This is a genomic window from Paenibacillus hexagrammi (assembly GCF_021513275.1).
Lineage (GTDB): Bacteria > Bacillota > Bacilli > Paenibacillales > NBRC-103111 > Paenibacillus_E > Paenibacillus_E hexagrammi.
The window spans coordinates 745,282-763,788 of the sequence record NZ_CP090978.1; the positions used below are offsets into that span (position 1 = coordinate 745,282).

14 protein-coding genes, 2 tRNA genes and 3 pseudogenes are annotated in these 18,507 nt (G+C 47.2%); 13 read left to right on the forward strand and 6 right to left on the reverse strand.

Going from position 1 to position 18,507, the window contains the following annotated elements:
* Together L0M14_RS03345 and L0M14_RS30875 are read left to right on the forward strand one after the other, a co-directional pair.
* Entirely contained in the window at positions 1-1,407 is a 1,407-nt protein-coding gene (locus tag L0M14_RS03345; RefSeq protein WP_235120823.1) for an undecaprenyl-phosphate glucose phosphotransferase, read from the forward strand.
* Between the two features lie 73 nt (positions 1,408-1,480).
* Positions 1,481-1,606, forward strand: a complete 126-nt coding sequence (locus tag L0M14_RS30875) for a hypothetical protein (protein WP_260115435.1) — start codon at positions 1,481-1,483, stop codon at positions 1,604-1,606.
* A 174-nt stretch (positions 1,607-1,780) separates the two neighbouring features.
* Here L0M14_RS30875 and istB read toward each other — a convergent pair.
* Both istB and istA read right to left on the reverse strand, forming a co-directional pair.
* Positions 1,781-2,462 (reverse strand): annotated as a pseudogene (istB, locus tag L0M14_RS03350) (IS21-like element helper ATPase IstB).
* Positions 2,463-2,526: 64 nt separating this feature from the next.
* Positions 2,527-4,065 carry an IS21 family transposase gene (istA, locus tag L0M14_RS03355; RefSeq protein WP_235120825.1) on the reverse strand — a complete coding sequence of 513 codons (1,539 nt, stop codon included), beginning with the start codon at positions 4,063-4,065 and terminating at the stop codon, positions 2,527-2,529.
* A gap of 497 nt (positions 4,066-4,562) precedes the next feature.
* On the opposite strand from istA, the gene L0M14_RS03360 reads away from it, so the two are divergent.
* The 7 genes and pseudogenes from L0M14_RS03360 to L0M14_RS31795 all read left to right on the forward strand — a co-directional run bounded on the left by L0M14_RS03360 (position 4,563) and on the right by L0M14_RS31795 (position 12,526).
* Positions 4,563-5,861 (forward strand): outer membrane lipoprotein-sorting protein, encoded by a 1,299-nt coding sequence (locus L0M14_RS03360; RefSeq protein ID WP_235120827.1) that lies wholly within the window; start codon positions 4,563-4,565, stop codon positions 5,859-5,861.
* 1,517 nt (positions 5,862-7,378) lie between these two features.
* Positions 7,379-7,468 (forward strand): annotated as a pseudogene (locus tag L0M14_RS32185) (SEC-C metal-binding domain-containing protein); the annotation flags it as partial.
* 182 nt (positions 7,469-7,650) lie between these two features.
* Positions 7,651-9,246 (forward strand): alanine racemase, encoded by a 1,596-nt coding sequence (gene alr, locus L0M14_RS32190; protein ID WP_405030817.1) that lies wholly within the window; start codon positions 7,651-7,653, stop codon positions 9,244-9,246.
* Positions 9,247-9,496: 250 nt separating this feature from the next.
* On the forward strand, positions 9,497-9,778 hold the full coding sequence (locus tag L0M14_RS03380) for a CopG family ribbon-helix-helix protein (protein WP_311198824.1): 282 nt from the start codon (positions 9,497-9,499) through the stop codon (positions 9,776-9,778).
* A 3-nt stretch (positions 9,779-9,781) separates the two neighbouring features.
* Positions 9,782-10,132 (forward strand): type II toxin-antitoxin system PemK/MazF family toxin, encoded by a 351-nt coding sequence (locus L0M14_RS03385; RefSeq protein ID WP_028553893.1) that lies wholly within the window; start codon positions 9,782-9,784, stop codon positions 10,130-10,132.
* 139 nt (positions 10,133-10,271) lie between these two features.
* Positions 10,272-12,181, forward strand: a pseudogene (locus L0M14_RS03390) (Tex family protein); the annotation flags it as partial.
* A gap of 123 nt (positions 12,182-12,304) precedes the next feature.
* Positions 12,305-12,526 (forward strand): S1 RNA-binding domain-containing protein, encoded by a 222-nt coding sequence (locus L0M14_RS31795; RefSeq protein ID WP_350340505.1) that lies wholly within the window; start codon positions 12,305-12,307, stop codon positions 12,524-12,526.
* Between the two features lie 614 nt (positions 12,527-13,140).
* Here the strand turns inward: L0M14_RS31795 and L0M14_RS03395 are convergent.
* The 3 genes from L0M14_RS03395 to L0M14_RS03405 form a co-directional block, all read right to left on the reverse strand.
* Positions 13,141-13,776: a hypothetical protein gene (locus L0M14_RS03395; protein ID WP_235120830.1), complete on the reverse strand. Its 636-nt coding sequence runs from the start codon at positions 13,774-13,776 to the stop codon at positions 13,141-13,143.
* Positions 13,777-13,967: 191 nt separating this feature from the next.
* On the reverse strand, positions 13,968-14,132 hold the full coding sequence (gene cmpA / locus L0M14_RS03400; RefSeq protein ID WP_235120831.1) for a cortex morphogenetic protein CmpA: 165 nt from the start codon (positions 14,130-14,132) through the stop codon (positions 13,968-13,970).
* A 135-nt stretch (positions 14,133-14,267) separates the two neighbouring features.
* Positions 14,268-14,627, reverse strand: coding sequence for a hydrolase/acyltransferase (locus L0M14_RS03405; RefSeq protein ID WP_235120833.1), 360 nt, complete (start codon positions 14,625-14,627; stop codon positions 14,268-14,270).
* Positions 14,628-14,825: 198 nt separating this feature from the next.
* On the opposite strand from L0M14_RS03405, the gene L0M14_RS03410 reads away from it, so the two are divergent.
* From L0M14_RS03410 to L0M14_RS03425, 4 genes are all read left to right on the forward strand, one after another.
* Complete coding sequence (locus tag L0M14_RS03410; protein WP_235120835.1) at positions 14,826-15,299, forward strand: SprT family protein; 474 nt, start codon at positions 14,826-14,828, stop codon at positions 15,297-15,299.
* Between the two features lie 18 nt (positions 15,300-15,317).
* A tRNA-Asn gene (locus tag L0M14_RS03415) sits at positions 15,318-15,393 on the forward strand.
* 6 nt (positions 15,394-15,399) lie between these two features.
* Positions 15,400-15,488 (forward strand) — tRNA-Ser (locus tag L0M14_RS03420).
* A gap of 147 nt (positions 15,489-15,635) precedes the next feature.
* Complete coding sequence (locus tag L0M14_RS03425) at positions 15,636-17,381, forward strand: methyl-accepting chemotaxis protein (protein WP_235120837.1); 1,746 nt, start codon at positions 15,636-15,638, stop codon at positions 17,379-17,381.
* A gap of 86 nt (positions 17,382-17,467) precedes the next feature.
* Here L0M14_RS03425 and corA read toward each other — a convergent pair whose 3' ends face one another.
* Positions 17,468-18,397: a magnesium/cobalt transporter CorA gene (gene corA, locus L0M14_RS03430; protein ID WP_235120838.1), complete on the reverse strand. Its 930-nt coding sequence runs from the start codon at positions 18,395-18,397 to the stop codon at positions 17,468-17,470.
* Positions 18,398-18,507 lie beyond the last annotated feature (110 nt).

The following is an 18,507-nucleotide window of genomic DNA, read 5'->3' on the forward strand; positions in this document are numbered from 1 at the left end:
TTGATCCGCCAGAGCCAGCGTTTTCTAACTCAGTTATATGCGATTACAGATTTCATCTGTATTCAGCTCGTCTTTTTGTTTTCTTGGTGGCTCAAATTTAATAGTGGTTGGATACCCTTTGATGGTCCTTTGCCTTTTAAGCATTATATGCTGTGGAGTTTTATTTATGGGGCATTAGCTATAGGAATTAGTTATTTTGTTAATTTTTATACACCTAAAAGAAGAAAGCAATTTTCATTTGAGGTTTTTAAAATCGTTCAAGTTCATCTGCTTAGTTTGCTTTTGCTTTTGAGTATTTTATATATTTTCAAAGAAGTCGATGTGTCCCGATCCTATCTGTTTCTGTTTCTTGTAAATAATATATTGGTCATTAGCTTTTACAGGTATATAATCAAGCTTTCTTTAAAGAACATGAGGCAAAAAGGCTATAACAAGCAATATGTATTAATTCTAGGGGCAGGATCATTAGGGCGTAAATTCTATACAAATCTTAAGAAGCATCCGGAATTGGGCTATGAGGTTGTGGGTTTTCTCGACGATTATCAGGAGAAGCACGATGCTTCATACTCTCACTACAAGCCGATTATCGGGAAGATTGATGAACTGCAAACAATTCTAAACAAGCTTATTGTTGATGAAGTCATCATTGCTCTGCCTCTAGATGCACACAGGAAGTTTGGAACGATTATTAACGTATGTGAGAAAGCCGGCGTCAAAGCATTAATTATTCCCGATTTCTATGATTTTCTTCCCTCTCGTCCATTCTTTGATAATTTTGCAGATATGCCTTTAATTAATGTGAGAGACATACCTCTTGATGAACTGAGAAACAGGCTGTTGAAGAGAGCATTCGATATTGTTTTTTCTTCAATCGCGATATTCATTACATCACCTGTTATGGCCTTCATCTACATCGGTATCAAAATCACCTCACCAGGCCCCGTTATCTTCAAACAAGAACGCGTAGGTCTGAACCGCAGGCGGTTCATGATGTATAAGTTCCGAAGTATGAAGATCATGCCGGAGGGGGCGTCGGATACCCAGTGGACGGTCGAGAACGACCCGCGGCGGACGAAGTTTGGAGCCTTTTTACGCAAGACCAGCTTGGATGAGCTGCCTCAGTTCTTTAATGTTCTATTCGGACATATGAGTGTTGTAGGACCTAGGCCCGAGCGTCCATATTTCGTTGAACAGTTCAAGGAAGAAATACCGAAGTATATGGTTAAACATCATATTAGACCTGGTATTACCGGATTAGCTCAAAGCAACGGATTAAGAGGCGATACGTCCATCGAAGAACGCATTAAGCACGACATTTTCTATATTGAGAATTGGACTTTTTTGTTTGATATCAAAATCATCTGGAAAACCATTGTCAACGGCTTCATCAATAAAAATGCATATTAAATTTGCTTCGACAGCATATTTCGTGGGCATCCTTCCCATACTGGTGTATATACTGGTACGGGGAGGTTTTTTTATGATCGATCATGAAGATGCTTACCAAGAAGAGCACCTGTCCATTGGACGAGGCTTGATCGTCGGTGTGGTTTGCGGCTCCCTCATATGGGCTGCTATTATTGGCGGGATCGTGTACATGTGGTAATTTAGGATCATCAACATACAAAGAAGCTGCTTGGCTTTTGAAGCCGGAGCAGCTTTTTGCCTGTTTGCAGGAGCAGAAAAGTAATCTGGAGTGGACTATACTGGATCGGACAGGAGTGCACTTGTAACCGTCAAGTCCATTTGAGCATTTTTCGATAAATAAGTTTGAACAGTTTTAGCTGAAAATGGTCTGTCGATGCTTCAACCGATAGCTGTCCCCTTGGAGCTGGATGATTTCACTTTTATGCAGAATTCTGTCCAGGATTGCTGTGGTGATGGCAGGATCGCCTAGTAGCTCTCCCCAATCATCCGGACCCTTATTGGAGGTCAAGATGATCGAGGATTGCCCATATAACTTGTTTATAAACTGAAAGAATAAGTTGGCTTCATAACGGTCCATGGCCATAAACATCAAGTCATCCATGATCACAAGTTGGGATCGGTATAGCCGTTTGAGCTTGGACCCAGAGACCCTTGATATGGTCTCCGTTTTCAATAATTGAATGAGACCGTCCATCGTAATAAAACTGACCCGGTACCCTTTTTTTCAATGCTTCCACGCCAAGACCTATGGCCAAATGGGTTTTTCCCACGCCCGGCGGCCCCAGAAAAATTAGATTGTAGTTTTGCTCGAGCCAAAGTAGCTCTCTTAGTTGGTTAAACTGCCGTCTGCTGAGCGACTGCTGCTCCTCTAGCATGAAGTCGTCGAGCCTCTTAATCTCCGGAAACAGAGCCCAGCGAAACCGTTTGGCGAGTTGCTTTTCTTCGCGGCGGTTCATTTCGTACTGCAGGAGCCATTGCAAGAATTGGCGGCAGGTCCATTCCTTGGAGTCCGCTTCCATTAATGTTTGCTCGATGACCTGAGCCGCTTCCGTTAGATTGAGATTTCGTAGTGCTTGTCTAAGTCTACAGTCACTTCATTCATCGCTGTCCCCCCGTAAGAATGGCCTTGTAGGCGTCGAACTCCCGAATTTGGGGCTTGACTTTACGCTTGGACTGATCTTGATCGCTTAGCAGTTTTAGAGGAGCTTCTGAGGGAATTTCCGGTGGTCTCGGCCTCTTGTAATGCTCCACTGCATCAGCAAAGTCGGTTGCCCGATACAAACGGTGTTTGATACAGTAACCCAAAGCCTTCGTTACAGCATCCGGCTCTGCGGGCTCCAAAGCACGCTGAATGAGCTGTAATTGGTCCCTAATGTACCGGGGCTTACGGTTGTAAATCTCGTTTAGGAAGGGGCTAGCCGCTGTTGGGTCTGGGAATGCTTCCGCTACGGTTTGGATGTAGGCTGCAATGCCCTTCGTTCGATCTCGTTTGTGATTGGTGTTCTGAACGAGTTGTCCATTGCCTGTGGCCAGTGGATGTTCGGCCAATAGTTGCCCGCTGTCCAGATCTCGAATCGCTAGGCGCCCCATTTCCGTAACCTGAATACTCACTTGCTTGTCTGTCCCGTCATAGGTTCCAAGCGGAACTGAATACCGGTTTCCTTCATACCAAATGGTGTTGTCCTTCCGAACGGTCCTTGTTATACTTGGTGGTAGCGAGTTTATTTTTGTGTGGACCGGGCGGAGGTGCTCTTTTTCAAGAGCATAGACTTCGGCCGGTATTTTTTTAGTGGTGTGATGGATCTTGGCATTTCCCGTGCGATGGAGCCAAGCTACACAGTCTTCATTGAGCCTGTCTAGGTTAGCGAAGAGGCGATGCCTTGCGAAGTTTCGCTTTACATACTTGACTACATTTTCGATGCGGCCTTTACTTTCAGGATCTTGTTTCCTGCACATTCGGATTCGAAAATCCCGCTGCTTAACATAACTTGCAAACTCATGCGTGAATAACAAATCTCCATGATTCTCGCTGGTAAGAAGCAGATGGTCCTGGTCGTAAACAATCTCCTGCGGGATCCCACCGAAGAATGCGAACGCTTCCTCATGCATATCCACCACATCCTTCGTAGTAAAGGGACGGTCCAACCACTGTACATATTTATGCCTGGAATGGGACAAGACGAATCCCATGAACCACAACCGCACCAAATTTCCCTGAAGATTCCGGAGCTTTGTTTCCCCGAAGTCTACTTGTAGCTGATAACCCGGAGGAGGATCTTGTACAGCCTCGTATTGTCTGGCTTGCATGACTTTGGGGATGTTGTACTTTTTCCGAAGGTCCCTTACGTAGTTTCGCACTGTTCCCTCTGAAATGTTCTGCACCTGAAACCGTTCCTTGAGCCAGTCGTGAATTTGAGCAGCCGACAGGTCGGGATATTCCCGCAACCATTGTAGAATGGACGATTCATATCCATCTAACTTCTTTTGTCTAGTCTCCAGTTGTTCCAAATATTTACTAAATTCATCTGGATTCATTTCCAAGAACTTGTACACCGTATTTCTGGATACCTCTAGCTTTCGTGCAATTTGTGTGATCTTTAAGCCCTGCTCCTTCATTCCGAGTATGGAGAAGTACATATGCCACCTCTCTAAGCGCCTCATATCTCTTCCTCACCCTAATCTTTATGATCTAAGATGATTTTAATAGGGTGGGGTATGAGATGGAAAGAGTGTTCATTCTTATTTGTTGTTTTCTGTTGACTCCATTTTACCGGTTACAGCACTGCACTGACTCTGACTGACTGACTGCACTGACTGCACTGACTGCACTAGATCACACTAACACAGGCTTACACTAGATCAATCTAGCTCTCTAGATCCACACAGAAAGGTTCAATCCAAAGACTCCTTAACATTATTCTAAATCCCCAAGCTGAATTGCGTTGCGAGCTGTGTGAATGACATTACAGGCCTAAAGCTGCAGCATTAATTAGAGGCAATGTTGTCACAGCCTGCGGCAACAACCCTGTCCCGAACTTTTCCTAGCCAAGCCCCAACTCGTCTGCATAATCGTCCAAGTCCCCTCATATGCATGTACTAATTGACTTTAATTTGAGTTGTGAGGGGATGATGGGATGCGCCGCGTCACATGGATGGTAGCCGTTATGATGTGCTTAGCAGTAGTTCTCGCAGGGTGCGGAATGGGGAAGAAGGATGCAGGCTCGATTGTAAAGGATTTGGATCATGTCATTAGCAAGCAAAGCAGTTATCAGGCGTCTGGGAACATGATCTTACATACGGGTCAACAGCCTCAAGAGTATCAGGTGGAAGTGGCGTATTCGCCGGAGCATTTCTACAGAATTGCTTTGACGAATGCTTCTAAAGATATTACGCAGATTGTGCTTCGGAATGAAGAAGGTGTGTTTGTATTGACGCCTCATCTGAAGAAAAGCTTCCGCTTCCAAAGCGATTGGCCGGAGAATCAAGGTCAGGTGTATTTGTTCCAATCATTGGCGAAGAGCATTATTGCAGATAAGGAGCGCCAGTTCACGACGGAGAATGAAGCGTATGTGTTTGATGTAGCGGCGAATTATCAGAATGAGATGCTGGCCCGCCAAAAGATTTGGCTGGATAAGAAGAATCTAGCACCGCAGCAGGTGCAGGTGTCGGATGCGAATCAGAATGTGATGGTGCAGGTGAATTTCACGAAGTTTGAGTTTGATGCGAAGTTTGATAAGGATTATTTCCAAATGGAGCGCAATATGACGGCTTGGGACGCGCAGACGCTGCCGACAATGGGCGATGTGGCGGTATCAGATGGCGACCAGGATGCATCCGGTAAGTCGGCTATGGATCAAAATCTGACGGCAACCGGCGGGCAGTCTGATCAAGCTTCCGGCCAAGGTGGCAAGGGAACGGGCACAGCAGGTACAGCAAAAGGCCAAGTAGCAGCCAATGGAGGTAAGACAGACGGCAAGCAAGGTGATGCCAATGACCAAACTGCAAGTACTGCAGGCCAAACGACAGGTAAGCAAGCCAACGCCAATGGTCAGGCAGCAGCCGGCCAAGACAGCAAGCAAACAGCCTCTGTCAAGCAAAGCATCGGGATTATCGAGCCTTCCTATCTCCCTAAAGATGTAGTGAAGCAGGACATTACGGATATGAAGCTTGGCGAGGATCCTGCGGTATTGCTCCGCTATAAGGGCAAATATAATTACTCGCTCATCGAGGTTGAGCCTCAAAGCAAAACCGTTTCCTTCCAACCAGGTGATATCGTGGATCTTGGTTTCACTATCGCGGTGCTAACTGGTGATGATAAGAAGACGTTGACTTGGACGAATGATGGGGTAGAATTCCGACTGACTACAGGCGATCTTCCAGTCTCGGAAATGATCAATATCGCAACTTCAGTGCAAGGCCAATCCGGAAAGTAATAGAGTTTGTCACAAGAACTTCCATCCTGCATGAGCCGGATGGAGGTTTTTTTGTTATAATGAACTATTGTAGAAGTAGAGAAGGAGTAGGTAAACAAGTTATGACTGAAAATGTTGGACATGTTGAGTGGGAAGAGCAAGTACTGTTTTGGAAAAATGAAGTGGATCTGTTTGCCCGTCATCTGCACGAAGAAGGAAAGCTAAAGGCAGACACCGTGGACAAGCATGTGGATCGTATGTTTTTCTTCACAGAGGCTTTTTTGGCTCAATATGATATTCCATATTCCAAGCTGGACGGAGAGACGGTAGTAGATTTTTTAGGACATTTTTATATTCGCAAGGTGATGGGAAGTACGAGAACGGAAGTAACGAACTATGTATCATCTCTGAAAAGATGGGCGCAATTTTTGCAGCAGGAAAGCAAAATTTCGTCAGAGCAGTATCAGGATGTTGTGCGGGTTTGCAAGCATAAAGACTACTTCCTAAACCGTCATGATGCCTATACAGGAGCATCGGAAGAATGGGAGTATGAAGAGTGGCTCAATAGCAACAGCCTTGAGGCTTATTTGGAGCAGCAAGAACAAGAAGAGGCACAGGTTGAAACCGTAGAAGTTTCTTTTTCTGTAGATCAGAGCCTGCTGACGATGTGGAGGCAAGCAAAAGCGCCTATACCTCCGATGATAAGGGATTTTCAACTGTTCTTACAGGAGCTAGGAGAAGCCGGCAAGATCAAGCTGACTGAGGCCAGACAGCATTTGCCGCGTAAGTTTTGGAAGCAGCTCGACGAGAAGCTGGGCACAGGTTGGTTTTATAAGCAGACGCTGAATCAAGAGGATATCCCTGTATCACAGTTTATGTATCAAGCGGCTCTTCAGTTAGGGTTATTCACGGTATCCAAGCAGCAGGGTTTAGCTACGGAGCATGTGAATCGTTATCTAGCTCTTAAGGAAGAGGAGCAACTGGCCCTATTGCTCGATGCCTTATGGAATAAAGTCGATTGGGAGAGCCTGCAGCAAAGTCAGATGCAAAGCGTTGATTCAGACAGCATTAATATTACTCAAGAATCAAGGCAAGAGATAGCGGGAATTCTAGCTGCCTGGCCGGTTAACGAGAATCAAGATGCATATAGTGATTGGATGCAAAATAAGTTAAAGGGACAGCTATCGCAAGGTTCCTCAGATGTATTTCTCCATACGGTTGCACTTATCTTGGTTCGTTTTGAGCTCATTTCTGCTGAATTTCCGCAGCCTAATGAAATTAAGTATGCATTTGAAAGAACGCCGAAGCTCATGGCTGTCACTCAAGCAGGGCATCAAGTGTTTGGGTATTGGGGTAATGGAAGTGTGGATACGAAGATTGACGAAGAAACAGTTGTACTGACAAGTACTAGTACGGTATCAGCTCCCGTAAGTGCTCAGGTCTCGACTTCTGCTCGAACTCAACCTTTTACGGTCTTTGGATCACAGACGCAGTCACGTGTTCTGACACAATCGCGAAGACGTACCGTCCATCATATCAAAATGCCAATCCGCGTCGAACCGACTCCGGGTCGCAATGATCCGTGCTCATGCGGCAGCGGCAAGAAGTATAAGAAGTGCTGCTTGTAGTGAGATAGGCAAGAGTTCATGCATGTCCCTGCACCAATGAGTGTTGACAGGTTTTCGCCGTAGGTATTAACATAGATTTATTGCTCCGACGGGGTTCGGAACAGGTAAGGGGAGGTCGCTCACAATGAGCCGGTCTTCCCTTGTCCTTTGCTAATGAGAATGGGTATAAGAGGTGAACGTCGATGGATGCTTTTTATCGGCCTACTTGGGTGGAAATTTCATTGGATGCGCTGCGCAGCAACATAGAAGGCTTTCAGAAGGTACTGCCAAAGGAAATGAAGCTGATGGCGGTAGTCAAGGCGGATGCGTACGGACATGGGGCTGTAGGAGTGTCTAAAGAGGTGATCGCCGCTGGTGTGGATTACTTGGGTGTTGCATTTTTGGATGAAGCCTTGGAGCTTCGTAATGCGGGAATAAGCGCGCCGATTCTGGTGCTGGGATACACGCCTCCGGATGGAGTAGAAATTGCTCGCCAAATGGACATCACCATTACGGTATATAGCAAGGAAGTGTTGGAGACGCTGCAGAGGCAAGCGGAGGAAGAGCAGCAAGAGAGCAAGCAACAAGAGCAGCAACAACAGCAACAAGAGCAACAACAGCAACAACAGCAACAACAGCAACAACAGCAACAACAGCAACAAGAGCAACAACAGCAACAACAGCAACAACAGCAACAAGAGCAACAACAGCAACAACAGCAACAACAGCAACAACAGCAACAACAGCAACAACAGCAACAACAGCAACAAGAGCAACAACAGCAACAACAGCAACAACAGCAACAACAGCAACAACAGCAACAACAACAACAGCAACAACAAGATCAAGATCGAACTTCTGGCCTAGCGTATCTCGAGGCTGCATCAACTTCGACAGAAGAGCGCGTTCATGTAAGCTCCTTATTTTCAAATAAAACAAGCGATACTCGAAATAACAACGCGAGTAAAGCCGAAGCTTCTACTAAGAAAAAGCTAAAAATCCACATCAAGCTCGACACAGGCATGGGACGGCTCGGTTTACAGACGGAGCATGAAGCGATTCCTTTCATCGAGCAGGCGCTCGCGCTGCCGAATGTTGAGGTGGAGGGTCTTTTCACGCATTATGCGAATGCGGACGAGAAAGATAAGGCGTATACGCACCAGCAGTACAGCAAATTTAAGCGAATTGTGGATCATTTTAAGCAGCAAGGTGTAGAATTCCCGGTTCTTCATGCGGGTAACAGCGCCGCGGCCATCGATTTGCCGGATCTTACTTATAATATGGTTCGTTTGGGAATCAGTATGTATGGGCTGTATCCATCGGAAGAAGTGAACCAGCAGAGAGTAGATCTGAAGCCTGTGCTTAGCTTGAAAACGGGAATTGTTCATCTTAAAACGCTGCCGCCCGGCTCCGGAGTTAGCTACGGAACCATCTATCATACCAAAGCAGATGAAAAGATTGCTACACTGCCGATCGGATATGCAGATGGATACTCCAGAATGCTTTCGGGAAAAGCTGAGGTGCTCATCCGCGGCCACCGTGTGCCTGTTGTGGGCAAGATTTGTATGGATCAGTGTATGGCGCATGTATCGGATGTACCCGATGTAAGTATAAGTGATGAGGTCGTCTTAATAGGTGAGCAGCAGGGAGAGCGGATATCGGCAGAGGATGTGGCGCGCCAGCTGGGCACCATTAATTACGAAGTTACGTGTATGATTTCGCATCGGGTAGCACGTGTATATGTTCGTGGAGGTATTAGAGAGGATGCTATTAATCCCTTGATGCGTCACCGTTTTTAAGCTTTAATCATTCGCTTGGCGCTGTGATTTTCCGCACGGAAAGGCGCTGAGCAAGAAATTACCATGTAGGAACTTCATCATTTTAAAAGGAATATCAGAATCGTATAGCGAATAGTACGTATTAAGAATGTAATATCCAGTGTGTAACATATCTGATATATCTGATGCATATATGTAATTGTATAAATTGGATGTCAGTATGGCATACTGGTAATATTGTCTTTGTATCGTTTCTGGGGGTGCGAGAAGGGTGAGCAATGCGCATAATACGAAAAGGATCATGATTAGTTTACCTGACAATTTGTTGCAAGAAGTCGATGGAATAGTTGAGAAGGAGAACTCGAATCGAAGCGAGTTTATTCGCCAGGCGATGAAGCTCTATTTGATCGAGCGCAAAAAGCGCAGTATTCGCGAATCTATGCAGCGCGGTTACATGGAAATGGCCAAAATCAATCTCAGTATGGCATCTGAGGCGTTTCAAGCGGAGGAAGATGCCGATTCGACGGTGGATCGCTTAGTAAGCGGGGTGTAGACATTGATTGTGAAACGTGGCGATGTGTTTTTCGCAGATCTTTCGCCGGTGGTAGGGTCGGAGCAGGGAGGCGTTCGTCCTGTTCTAGTCATCCAAAATGATATCGGCAACCGCTTTAGCCCTACCGTGATCGTGGCTGCGATTACGGCGCAAATCCAGAAGGCAAAGCTGCCTACGCATGTAGAAATCGATGCGGAGACCCACGGATTCGACCGAGATTCTGTGATTCTGTTGGAACAGATTCGAACGATCGACAAGCAGCGGCTTACGGACAAAATCACGCATTTGGATGAAGAAACGATGCGGAAAGTTGACGACGCTTTGCAAATTAGCGTGGGACTGATAGAATTTTGAATAGGATCTGGAACGGACGAGGGTGATGGATCCCCTCGTTTTTTGCGTTGCCGGCTTTCGGAAGATCAGGCAGCGTCGATACATAAGTAAGAAGAAATGGGGAACTTGAATGAATGGAATGAAGCGGTTAAATCCGAATATGCTCTGGGCAAAAGATGATGGCGCAGCAGGAGGCGGGGCGGCTGTTGAGTTCAATGAGGCTAGCGGTAAAGTTCAGCTAACTGAAGAGAAGAAAGCCGAGATACAAGAGCGAATTCTAAAGCAAATCTCGGCTGAGCTGCAATTACCGGGAGGCAAGGTTAAGACAACGGTCGGACTTCTCGATGAAGGCAATACGATTCCGTTCATCGCGCGCTACCGAAAGGAAATGACCGGGGAGCTGGATGAGAACCAGCTCCGGGACATTGAGGAGCGTCTGCAGTATCTTCGCAACCTAGAGGATCGCAAGATCGAGGTGGTACGCCTGATCGACGAGCAGGGCAAGCTTACCGATGAGCTTCGCCAGTCCATCGAGAAGGCTGTGAAGCTGCAGGAGGTTGAGGACCTCTATCGTCCTTACCGCCAGAAGCGGAAGACTAGAGCAAGCGTAGCCAAAGAGCGGGGACTGGAGCCGCTATCCGTATGGATATGGAAGCAGCCGCGTCAAGGCTCACTTGAGCAGGAGGCAGCTGCTTATGTGAACGCGGAGAAGGGCGTAAGAAGCCCTGAAGAGGCGATTCAGGGCGCGATGGACATCTTGGCTGAGAACATCGCCGACGATGCAAAGATCCGCGCTTGGGTGCGTCGTCACACGCAGGACCAAGGGATCCTGCGTACGGAAGCGAAGGACGCCCAGCAGGAGTCCGTCTATGAGATGTACTATGCGTACCAGGAGCCGGTACGCAAGCTGCCTCCGCACCGCATTCTAGCGATTAATCGCGGGGAGCGGGAGGAAGTGCTGAAGGTATCTCTCGACGTTCAGCCGGATCGGATTCATGAATACATAGCGAAGCAAGTAGTCAAGGGCCCTTCGATTGTTCGAGATGTGCTGCAAGCGGTCATCGAAGACAGCTATAAGCGTTTGATCGCTCCTTCCATCGAGCGTGAGGTTCGCAACGAAATGACCGAGAAGGGCGAGGAGCAGGCCATTAAGATTTTCGCGGAAAATCTGCGTAATCTGCTGCTACAGGCCCCGATCAAAGGTCATGTCGTGCTCGGTGTCGACCCCGCTTACCGTACAGGCTGTAAGCTGGCCGTCATTGACGACACCGGTAAGATGCTTGAAATCGCCGTGACGTATCCGACACCGCCTAACAATAAGGTGGCAGAAGCGAAGGCGAAATTCAAAGATTTGATCAGCAAGTACGGCGTGGAGCTGATCGTGATTGGCAACGGGACGGCTTCCCGTGAAACGGAGCAGTTTGTTGCGGAGCTGATCGGGGAGATCAAGGACCGTAAGCTGAAGTACTTGATCGTCAGTGAAGCGGGGGCAAGCGTCTACTCCGCGTCCAAGCTGGCGCAGACGGAGTTCCCGGACCTCGATGTCGCGGAGCGCAGCGCGATCTCGATCGCGCGAAGGCTGCAGGATCCGCTCGCGGAGCTGGTGAAGATCGAGCCGAAGGCGATCGGCGTCGGGCAGTACCAGCACGACGTCTCGCAGAAGCGGCTCGACGAGAATCTGAAGGCCGTCGTGGAGTCGGCCGTGAACCATGTCGGCGTGGACCTGAACACTGCCTCGCCGTCACTGCTGTCTTACGTGTCCGGCGTCAACGCGACACTGGCCAAGAACATCGTGAAGTATCGCGAGGAGAACGGCAAGTTCAGCAGCCGACAGGAGCTGTCGAAGGTTCCGCGCCTCGGCGCGAAAACCTTCGAGCAATGCGTCGGCTTCATGCGGATTCCGGGCGGCCGCAATCCGCTCGACAACACCCCGATCCACCCGGAGTCCTACGAGGTGGTGGATCGGCTGTTTAGGAGCTGCGCCTGGAGCTGGCGCAGCTGGGTTCGCAGCAGCTGCTCTCGCTGCTGCAAACTGTGGAGCCGGAGGAACTGGCTCCCAAGCTTGGGGTCGGTGTCCCGACACTGCGGGACATCATGGACAGCCTGCAGCGTCCGGGGCGAGATCCGCGGGACGAAGTCCCCGCGCCAATCTTCCGCACAGACGTGCTGCAGCTAGAGGATCTTGTGCCGGGCATGGAGCTGACCGGCACGGTGCGCAACGTTATCGACTTCGGCGCCTTTGTCGATATCGGGATTAAGAACGATGGACTTGTGCATATTTCCCAGCTCAAGAACGGCTTCGTGAAGCACCCGATGGATGTTGTCTCCGTAGGAGACATCGTGACGGTGTGGGTGCTCGGCGTGGACACCAAGAAAGGCCGCGTCAGCTTGACAATGAAAAAGCCCCAGTCCTAAGAGGTTATGTTACTACTATCCTTAAAGATTTGGTGAAGCAGTTGAGTGCGTGAAGCATTTCAACTGCTTTGAATTTGTTGATAAAAGTGTTCATTCCGAGCTTCAGAGGATTTTCTCCGAGCGCCCGCTAAGCTTCTCCGAAAACTACTGAGCCTTCGATTTCACTTTATCAGCTGGAAGCAGTTGAGTGCGCAAAGCACTTCAACTGCTTTTTTACTAGGTTATCACGCAAAGTGAGGTGCGTTGAGACTTTTCCGCCGCACCAAAAGCTTATGTAATACGGTATAAATCCTCATTAGATTTGGATTCTCAAGGAACATGTTGTGACCGGCTTTTCAGAGAATACAGTCATCCTACACCGCAACTGCAAATCGCCGTTTCCTCGTAACAAGTAAGAGAATTCTCATGGCGAGAATAAGCCTAAGCTTCATAAATCCGATGTACCTCCTTTCCTGGCAACTTTATGCTAAAAGCTTTGGTTCCAGTGTGCTGCAGCCCACCTTGATTCGCTGCATCGCCCCCTTATTTTCGACGAATAGCCAGGCCTACGTTGTTCGATTCCCCAATCACCTCCGCATAGAATCAAGTTTCCTCAATGTCCCGCTGTCATACTTTTATTTAGCGAAGTCATTCAAACAAAACATGGCCGCTCTTTGGCCCGAAATCAACGACAGCATTCCTTCGATGGCAAGACGCTTTAACCATTCTGCGGCGGATTTGATGTTGACGTTAAATTCTGCAGCTACCTGTCTGGGACTAATCATACCGTTGTGTTTCATGGCCATTTGGACCACGATCATCTTTCTTAGCTCCCACACATCGGTTTCTTGGTCAATCGGCAGATCCTTCATCAATTCGCTTCGCTGCGGCAAAGCTTTTTTTAACTGTTTTCTACATAAGGGCGTATAGCGCTCCAATTGCTTCTTGGAAAACCTCAATACCTTCCAACCCGCCAAAATCAAATCATTTTGCCAAAGCAGTTGGTCTTCGTGATGGGCAGTTGCATTCAGATCATCCTCGCCATCTCCGATTTGAATCTCAATTAGAACCCTTGCGCCCTGCTGAGGCAAGAAAAAAACGGAATGAACTTGATGTTCGACCTTAAGTCCTTCGAAGTTGTAATGGAAAACAGGTCCCCATACTTCTTGTAAAAATAAAAGATCTGTCTGACCCAAGGTTAGATGGCAGGAGCCGTTTATTTTTGCTTCTTGCTCGAATTGCTTCACATATTTTTGCAGCTCAGCATGCATAGTTTAAGATGTTCCCCCTTTGTAAGAGTGCACAAAAAAACACACCCGATATGCAGAAAGCATCTGCATGATCGAGTGTGCTTCACTCCGAATCCTATTACATTTATTTACATTATAGTGGGGGAGAAGGTTAATTGCAAGCCCAACATTACAAAAAGCCGACACCCTTCATCAAAGGCATCGGCTTCCCGTTAATATTTTCGTTTCCCTGAACCCTCTGGAGTCGGTGAGTCCGACAGCTCCTCTTGGGAGCGGCGGGTACGATAAAAGAACCAGCTATCGTTCAATAATCGAATTTGTCTGCGGTTTTTATTTTGGAAGGCCCGCATTAATTGATTACAGAGCCACTGCGGCATATGCCCATCCCCTTCCTCGCCTATGTAAAACTAGGATATGTAGGTTGGGCGCAGCCGGTGCAGGTCCAAGAATTGTTTGGGGCTGGACTGGATATCAGATTACTTGCTTGTAACCTGGTCCTCTAATTCCTTGACTTAGGACTGGCTCTCAAATTCCTCTTCGTACCACTGCTCAAGCTGGGCTTGAAGGGCGCGAATCTCGGTTAACAAAGAAACAATCGGATAAGTTTTTTCTTGAATGGAGGTGAAGGATTGCTCTAGCTTGTTCATGTAGTCCAAACCGTGAGTCAGGCTGAACGCTGTTCCGATGAGCTCCAGATTCTCACATTCTGCGATGACTTTAGGAAGTCCAGGCACGTGGTCGGCTGTCAGCTTCTCAACCTCTTTATGTAAGCGCAGATTGAGTGCTGTAAGTTGATACATATAAGCCGAAGGCATTTCCACGAATTCGAGTTGATCGTTCAATTGAAGTATGGCGTATCGCATCTGTGGCATAATAATCGATAATTCCCCTCTCAGGAAAGGCTTGGTCTATTGTACATTTGAATTCATTCTGTCCCGCAAAGTATCTACTCGGCTTTTACAGTCAAGGCTCCACTCATTGGGGGCATCTTTATTCTTTTCTACTTGACAGTATAGCTGTTCATACGGTACAAATTCAAGTGAGAACTTTGCAAAGGGGCGTATATAGGGATGGATGATCGGGAGCTGCAGCAGTGGGTAGAGCACATCTCTTTGTCATCATTCGGTCGGCCATTCGTACATCAAGCCCGCTTTAATCGCAGGCTGCGGTCAACCGGGGGACGCTACTTCACCAAGTCTCATGATATCGAAATCAGCTGGCTGCAATGGGAGTCATTCGGACGGGAAGAGATTGAGAAAATCATTAAGCATGAGCTGTGTCACTATCATCTTCATATTACGCAGCGGGGATATCAGCATCGTGATCAGGATTTTAAATCACTGCTCGAACAGGTCGGAGGCAGTAGATTTTGCCGTTCTCTACCGCGCGCTTCCAAGAAACGTACATACAAGTACCGTCTGGAGTGCGTTGATTGCAAAACGGAGTACTACCGGATGAGAAAGATGGATGTACGGAAATATTCCTGCGGTAAATGCAGGGGGAAATTGAAATCGTATACACTTGACTTACAAACATCATCATAATAAAATAAGAATTGTTATTCCCTGATAGCTCAGTTGGTAGAGCACTCGACTGTTAATCGAGTTGTCACAGGTTCGAGTCCTGTTCGGGGAGCCATATTTTGGAGAGATACCCAAGTGGCTATAAGGGGACCCTCTGCTAAGGGGTTAGACTGCGTAAGCGGTGCGAGGGTTCGAATCCCTCTCTCTCCGTATTGTTTTAAGATAAACCTGACTGCTATTTGCGAAGCGGATCAGGTTTATTTTTTTGTGTATTTTTGATCGAAGCTAAATGTTTTTTAACATGTAACCGATAAACTAGGGACAGCTACATTTCACATCAGGGGGTTATTATTGTTTATGAAAAAGCTTTTATCGGTTCGAATTCGACTCATCCTTATTCTGCTCGTTCCCTGCATGTTGTACCTGGGATCCAGTATCTATTTCATTAAGATGAACGCTACGAATATTGACGATCTAGCTGAATCCTTATATGGTACTACAGGTCAGTCGACTACGCTGATCTTGAACGCGGACCGGGACATGTACCAAGCGATGACAGCGTACCAACAAGTAGCTTCTGGCGTTCGTTTGAATGCAGAGGATCGATCCAACCAGTTGAAAGCCTTTAAGGAGAACATTCAGCAGGCAAACGATCGTGTCGAGCAAGCCAAGAAGATCCTCGATGACAGAGGGCTGCTTCAGCTCACTCATGTGAGCTCTAAAGAGAGCATCGAACAGAGTTTATCCGATTTTCATCAATCATTTGATCAGTGGGTACAAACGGCATCTCAAAATGTAGAGTCTCCTACTCCTGTACCAGGTGCCATCTCGGATACGAAGCTAAAAGAGAAATTCGATAAAGGTAGAGACTCTTTAGATCAGATCGAGGAAATATTGGATACTTATGCGAAGGTGAACATTGATAAGAAGCATGCTGATTCCAGGAAAATGATGTGGGTCACACTTTCTTCGGTCGCGTTAATTACTCTGATTGTCTTCGGTTCGGGAATCGCGATTATACGTAAAATCATGGTTACCATCCGTCGTATTGTACAGCTTTTAAGTAGAGTTGCTGATGGAGACCTCACTATGGAGCCTCAGAAGCGCTACTCCTCGGATGAACTTGGCCTCATATCCAAATCTGCTGACATGATGACAGCCAAAATGAAAGAGCTTGTCTCTACGATTGCTCGAAACACCGAATACGTGCATACCGCTGCTATCGAATTAAACGACAGCTCGAAGGAATCCGCCGCTTCAGCAGAACATGTGGCTCAGAATATTCAGGATGTCACGCAGGATACAGAGTTTCAGACACGCAGCAGTGTGGAAACAAGCAGAGCGGTTGATGAAATGGCTATCGGGATTCAACGTGTGGCTGAGAATTCGGGGATCATGTCCGAGCACTCGAGTGTTACGTCTAACCATGCGGAAAAAGGCAACGAGCTTTTGAACAAGCTGGGTCAGCAAATGGCACACATTCTTGGCGCAGTGGACATGCTGTCGCAAACCGTTCAATCACTTACACGAAAATCGGATGAGATTGGTAAAATTGCTTCCAGCATCACAGGCTTTGCGAACCAGACGAATCTGTTGTCTCTGAATGCTTCCATTGAAGCGGCACGAGCAGGTGAACATGGAAGAGGGTTTCATGTGGTGGCTAATGAAATTCGCAAGCTTGCCAGCCAATCCATTGAATCAGCTGAGGGGATCAACGCGTTAATTCTGGAGACGAGAATTGAAATTTCCAATGTATCGGATTCAATGGACGCGACCAGACGGGAAGCGACAGCGGGTTCTGCGATCATGGATGACGTAAATCACAGCTTCCAGACGATTTTACAATCGGTTCGTCAGATCGTATCGCAAATTCATGAGACCTCCGCGGTAGCCCAGCAAATGTCAGCGAGCTCCGAGCAAGTGTCGGCAACAATGGAGCAATCCTCGAACGCTACGGGACTAATTTTGGGGAAATGCCAGAATGTAGCGGCGGCAACGGAAGAACAGCTCGCCATGATGGAGAACATTGCTTCGGCTGCTGAACAGTTGAAAGCCGTCGTGACAACACTGAATGATTCCGTTTCTTATTTTAAAATCCAGTAGGCCTTCAAGAAGCATGGGGCAGTGTATCCTAGCAGAGAGCAGATCGTTCTTCTGTCGGATGCACTGCCCCTATTCATGCATTAGGACTAGAACCAACGTTTGTGCTTGAAGAAGTACCACATGCAGCCTCCGACAACAACAAGCAGGATCCAGACGTATAAATAACCGAAATCCCAATTGAATTCAGGAATATTCTTGAAGTTCATTCCATACAGACCGACGATGAAGGTTAGCGGGAGGAAGATCGAGCTGAATAAAGTGAGTGTTTTCATAATCTCATTCATTCGATCGGATTTCATACTCATCTGAAGCTCCAGTAACCCTGTTAGCGACTCCCTGAAAATGTCTAGAGAATCCACAACACGGGAGATGTGATCGACAATATCAAGGAAATAAGCGTTATCTTCCGCACGTGTGTAAGGAAAAGAATGGTGGCTGATCGTTGTGAGAATGGTTTTCTCTTCTGCGATGACACGTCGAAGCTGATGAAGAGTCCGCTTGAGCTGGAAAATATCCTGCGCGATACGAATCGCCGGATTATGATAAATACCTTGCTCCATCTCTTCCAGTCTGTCTTCGATATGGTCAACGACAATCGCATAGTCATCGACGCAGCGATCAAGCAGGGAGTGCAGAATCGACCCTGGATGATTCAGTTTGCCTCCAATCTCCGCGCAAGAATGATACAGCTGATCTAGAAAAGGGATGTGCTCCTTGGACACGGTAATCACATAATTCTTCCCAACAACGATACCAATCTCCTGGGGCTGCATTTGTTCAGAAACTGCAAAAAAAGTAATGAATATCTGATCATTATAGGTGTCAAGCTTAGGTCTCTGATTTAATTTAATGGCATCCTCAATCAATAGTGGATGGCAGTGAAACAGATCGCCAAGTACCTGCTTCACTTCGTCGGAAGTGGGGCTCTGCATGCGAATCCAGGCCACGTCCCCTTCTTGGGGAACTTGAACCGGAAGCTCATGGACGGCGCCGGTTTGGGGTTGAAATAACAGCATGTCTGACATACACCTCAAGTTATTCAGTCTACCTGTAAGCATATCATACGCATGCAGCATTCTTCCATAAATTGTGCTTGTCAACATGGAGACTATCCGCTATAATAACA